Annotated in this window: 4 protein-coding genes; 2 read left to right on the top strand and 2 right to left on the bottom strand. The window is 73.1% G+C overall.

Features of this window, described 5'->3' with window-relative positions; translation table 11 throughout:
- Window positions 1-252: 252 nt before the first annotated feature.
- Together ACFXA3_RS38280 and ACFXA3_RS38275 are read left to right on the top strand one after the other, a co-directional pair.
- Complete coding sequence (locus ACFXA3_RS38280) at window positions 253-1,299, top strand: sensor histidine kinase (RefSeq protein ID WP_385195245.1); 1,047 nt, start codon at window positions 253-255, stop codon at window positions 1,297-1,299.
- Window positions 1,296-1,958 carry a response regulator gene (locus ACFXA3_RS38275; RefSeq protein ID WP_385195243.1) on the top strand — a complete coding sequence of 221 codons (663 nt, stop codon included), beginning with the start codon at window positions 1,296-1,298 and terminating at the stop codon, window positions 1,956-1,958. Before ACFXA3_RS38280 ends, ACFXA3_RS38275 begins: the two co-directional genes overlap by 4 nt.
- Before the next feature lie 44 nt (window positions 1,959-2,002).
- Here the strand turns inward: ACFXA3_RS38275 and ACFXA3_RS38270 are convergent, their stop codons facing one another.
- Window positions 2,003-3,094, bottom strand: a complete 1,092-nt coding sequence (locus ACFXA3_RS38270; RefSeq protein WP_385195240.1) for a PP2C family protein-serine/threonine phosphatase — start codon at window positions 3,092-3,094, stop codon at window positions 2,003-2,005.
- 96 nt (window positions 3,095-3,190) lie between these two features.
- A complete protein-coding gene (locus tag ACFXA3_RS38265; RefSeq protein ID WP_385195238.1) occupies window positions 3,191-3,412 on the bottom strand; it encodes a hypothetical protein in 222 nt (73 codons plus the stop codon).
- Between the last annotated feature and the right edge of the window lie 308 nt (window positions 3,413-3,720).

Raw genomic sequence — 3,720 nt, 5'->3', positions numbered from 1 at the left:
GAAGAAATTCGGCCGACTCCGAGCCGTTCGTACGAATCCTCGCGAGCGCGGGCGTGGGGCGCGGGCCGCGCCGCCCGCCGGCGCGGGGGCGCGCCGGGCCTGCCGGTGGGATATCGGCGCGGACGCCCCCCCCGAGCGCCGCCCCGCCCCGCCGCCGCGGGCCGGCGTCGTCCGCTCGACGCATGGAACACCCGCTCCCCGTGGGTGCTGACCGCCGCGATCGTCCTCGCGGGGATCCTGACGATCCGGCCGATGGGCCTCGACGGCCGGGGCCTGGCCGTCCTCGTCCTCTTCGTCGCCAACTGCGCGGTGCTGGCGGTCCGGCTCGTGCCCGAGTCCGCCGTTCCCGACCGGCTCTTCATCATCTGGGCGGCATTCGGCGTACTGGCGGCCGCGGCACTGATCGGCACCAGCAGCTCGGGCACGTCCTACCTCTTCGCCTTCTTCCTCGTGGCCTTCGCCGGATCGCGGCTGGAGACCGGGCCGGCCCTGGCCCTCGCCGCGTCCTGCAGCCTGCTGTGCGGTGGCGTCCTGTACCTCCAGGCCGAGCCGGGCGAGTACGCCGCGACGGTCGGCGGCTTCGCGACCGGCGCCGCGGTGCTGGCCGGCATGGCCGGGCGCAGCCGGGCGCAGGCCACGCGGGCCGCGATAGCGGCGGCCGAATCCGCCGAGAAGGCGGCACGGGCCGAGGCCCGGACGGCGGTGCTGGCGGAGCGCACCCGGATCGCCCGGGACGTCCACGACGTACTCGCCCACTCGCTCGCCGGGATCAACATGCAACTGGAGCTCGTCGACGCGCTGATCGACGTCGGTGACCTGGACAGGATCCGCGAGGCCAACGGCACGGCGCACAGCCTGGTCCGGACGAGCCTCGAACAGGCGCAGTGGACCGTGCACGCGCTGCGCGAGGACCATCTGCCGCTGCGCGAGACCCTGACCGCGATGCTGGAGTCCTCGGGCCACCACGACGCCCTCACCGTCGTGGGCGACGTCCGCGAGTTGCCGGCGCGCCAGACGCAGTGCCTGCTGCGGATCGCCCAGGAAGCGCTGACCAACGCCACCCGGCACGCACCCGGCGGCGCGGTCCGCGTGCGGCTGGCCTCCGACGGGGATTCGACCGTACTGAGCGTCCGCAACCGGCCCGCCACCCGGCCGGTGACCGCGGCCCCCGGAAGCGGAATGGGACTGATCGGCATGCGCGAGCGGATCGCCCTGCTCGGCGGCACCATCACCACCGGACCCCTCACCACGGGGCCGGACCAAGGAGGCTGGCAGGTGGAAGCGGTGATCCCGCGATGAGCGAGCCCACGGACGCAGCGCGGCCCGTCAGGGTGGTCGTGGCGGACGACCAGGCCGCGGTGCGGGAACCGCTCGCCGAGGTCCTCTCGCTGCTCCCGGACATCGACGTCGTCGCCACCGCGGCGGACGGTCACGAGGTGCTGGCCGCAGTCTCCGCGGGCCCGGTGGACGTCGTGCTCATGGACCTGCGGATGCCCGGCATGGACGGAACCGAGGCGACGCGCCGGCTCGGCGCGGAACACCCGGACGTGGCCGTGGTGGTCCTGACCACTTTCGCCGACGACGACTCGATCTTGGGCGCACTGGGTGCGGGAGCGCGCGGCTACCTGACGAAGAACGCCGGCCGCCGGGACATCGCCCGGGCGATCCGGGCAGCCGCCGCGGGGCAGTCGGTGCTCGATCGCGAGGTGCAGGCCCGGCTCCTGGCCGCCGCCCACACGCACCGGCCCGAGCCGAAGCCCCTTCCGGGTGACCTCACGCTCCGCGAACGGGAGGTGCTCACGCTCATCGGACAGGGCATGCCGAACCGGGCCATCGCGGAACGGCTGTTCGTCAGCGAGGCCACGGTCAAGACCCACATCAACAACCTGTTCGCCAAGGCGGACATCCGCAGCCGGGCCGACGCCGTGCGGCTCGCGATCGCAGCCGGCCTCGCCTGACCCGGCACGGGCCCGGACCGCCGCTCGACGCCCGGCCGTGGCCGTCAGAGCTCGCGCAGGCGTACGGCGAGGGCGGCGACGTCGTCGTCGAGGCTCCCCCTGCTGTAGTGCAGGAGGTCGCGGTGAAGGGCCGTGAGGAGTTCGCGGGGCGGTGTCGGGGGCTGTCGCCCCATCCAGGCCGACAGCGGGAAGAACTCGCCGTCCCGGGCGCGGGCCTCGGCGATCCCGTCGGTGTAGAGGAGCAGCAGGTCGCCGGGGGCGAAGTCGAACGTGTCGACGCTGTAGTGGCCGCCGAGGAACTCCGCGAGGCTGAGCAGCGGCGAGGGGTCGGCCGATTCGAGGACGCGGACGTTCTTGCGGTTCAGCAGCATGGGCGGGGGGTGGCCGCAGTTGAGGATGTCGATGCGTTTGCCCGTGTGCGGGATCTCGGCGACCAGGGCGGTGGCGAACCGCTCCATCGTCCCCTCGGGGGGATAGGCGGCGTTGTACCGCGTGCAGCTGGCGTCCAGCCTGCGCGCGATGGCGATCAGGTCGCTCTCGTCGTAGGCCGCCTCCCGGAAGGCGTTGACGATCGCCGCGGCCGCCCCCACCGCCGGCAGGCCCTTGCCCCGCACGTCACCGATGAGCAGCCTGACCCCGTACGGCGTGTCGACCACCTCGTAGAAGTCCCCGCCGATCCGGGCCTCGGCCGCGGCCGCCAGGTACAGGGACTCGATCTCGATGTTCCCGAACAGCCGCGGCATGGGGCCGAGCACCACCTGCTGCGCCGCGTCGGCCACGAGCCGCACCTGGATGAGCGTGCGTTCCCGCTGGAGCCGTTCGTGGCTGCCGTAGGCGGCGGCCACGGTGACGGCGATGATCCCCGCGCACGTCCACCACGTCCCCAGGTCGGGGAAGATCAGGCTGAGGCCGATCATCAGCAGGAGGCAGACCGTCCCGAGCAGGATGGTGGGGAGGACCGGCCACATGGCGGCGGCCAGGGCCGGCGCCGCGGGCAGCAGGCGGCTGAAGGCCATCTCCGGCGGAGTGGCGTAGGCCAGGGCGGCGATCACGATGGTCAGGAAGACCGGCGACAGCCGTACGAGCCTCCATCGGCCATAGCGCCGAGGAAGCCGCGGCTGTCCAGACTCGATCACATTTCACAGAATATCGGCGCAAACAAGGCACAGCGCTCTGGCAAAGCGGACCGACCGCCGGGCAACGTGCGGGCGATCGAACATGTGGGTGAAAAATCAGCCGCCGCCCCGGTGGAGGAAGAGGAGGAGGCTGCTCGCCTGGGCGGGGGTCAGATCGACCGGCACGTCCTGCGGGGCCGGCCGTCCGTCGGCGAGGGCGACGAGGCAGGCCTCCGCCTGTTCCGGCGGGACGCTGTCGAGGATGTCGTCGATCAGTTTCATCATCTCCTCGTCGGAGAGTGACTCCGGACCGCCGGGGTGCTTCGACTTCTCGTTCATTTCCGGCCTCACCGTCGAATCGGAGCAGGTGGGATCAGGCGTACGCGTACGAGCCCGACGAGTGGCCCGGGCCTCGTGGGGCCGCCCGTCTGCCACGTTCGCACCGGCGGTCCGCCCCCACCACTCGGTTGCCCCGGCCGGCATCGGCCGAACGGCTCACGTACGGCCGGTCCGGCTACCGGGGCGCCGGGGAGCCGGCGTGGCCCCCCGGGGTGGGGGCGGGGCCCCCGGTGGTGAGGGGGCCCGCGCGCCCCGCGTGTTGAACACTGGGGGCCAGAGCGACACCACAATAACCCCCCGGCGGGGCG

Source organism: Streptomyces sp. NPDC059456, from assembly GCF_042750055.1.
Lineage (GTDB): Bacteria > Actinomycetota > Actinomycetes > Streptomycetales > Streptomycetaceae > Streptomyces.
Note: the sequence above shows the minus strand (reverse complement) of the source record. Positions and strands in the feature narration are given on the sequence as shown.

Bases quoted from the DNA above. Each gene is read 5' to 3' on its own strand.
- ACFXA3_RS38275 (WP_385195243.1), top strand. From the start codon at position 1,296: ATGAGCGAGCCCACGGACGCAGCGCGGCCCGTCAGGGTGGTCGTGGCG.
- ACFXA3_RS38280 (WP_385195245.1), top strand. From the start codon at position 253: ATGGGCCTCGACGGCCGGGGCCTGGCCGTCCTCGTCCTCTTCGTCGCC.
- ACFXA3_RS38265 (WP_385195238.1), bottom strand. From the start codon at position 3,412: ATGAACGAGAAGTCGAAGCACCCCGGCGGTCCGGAGTCACTCTCCGAC.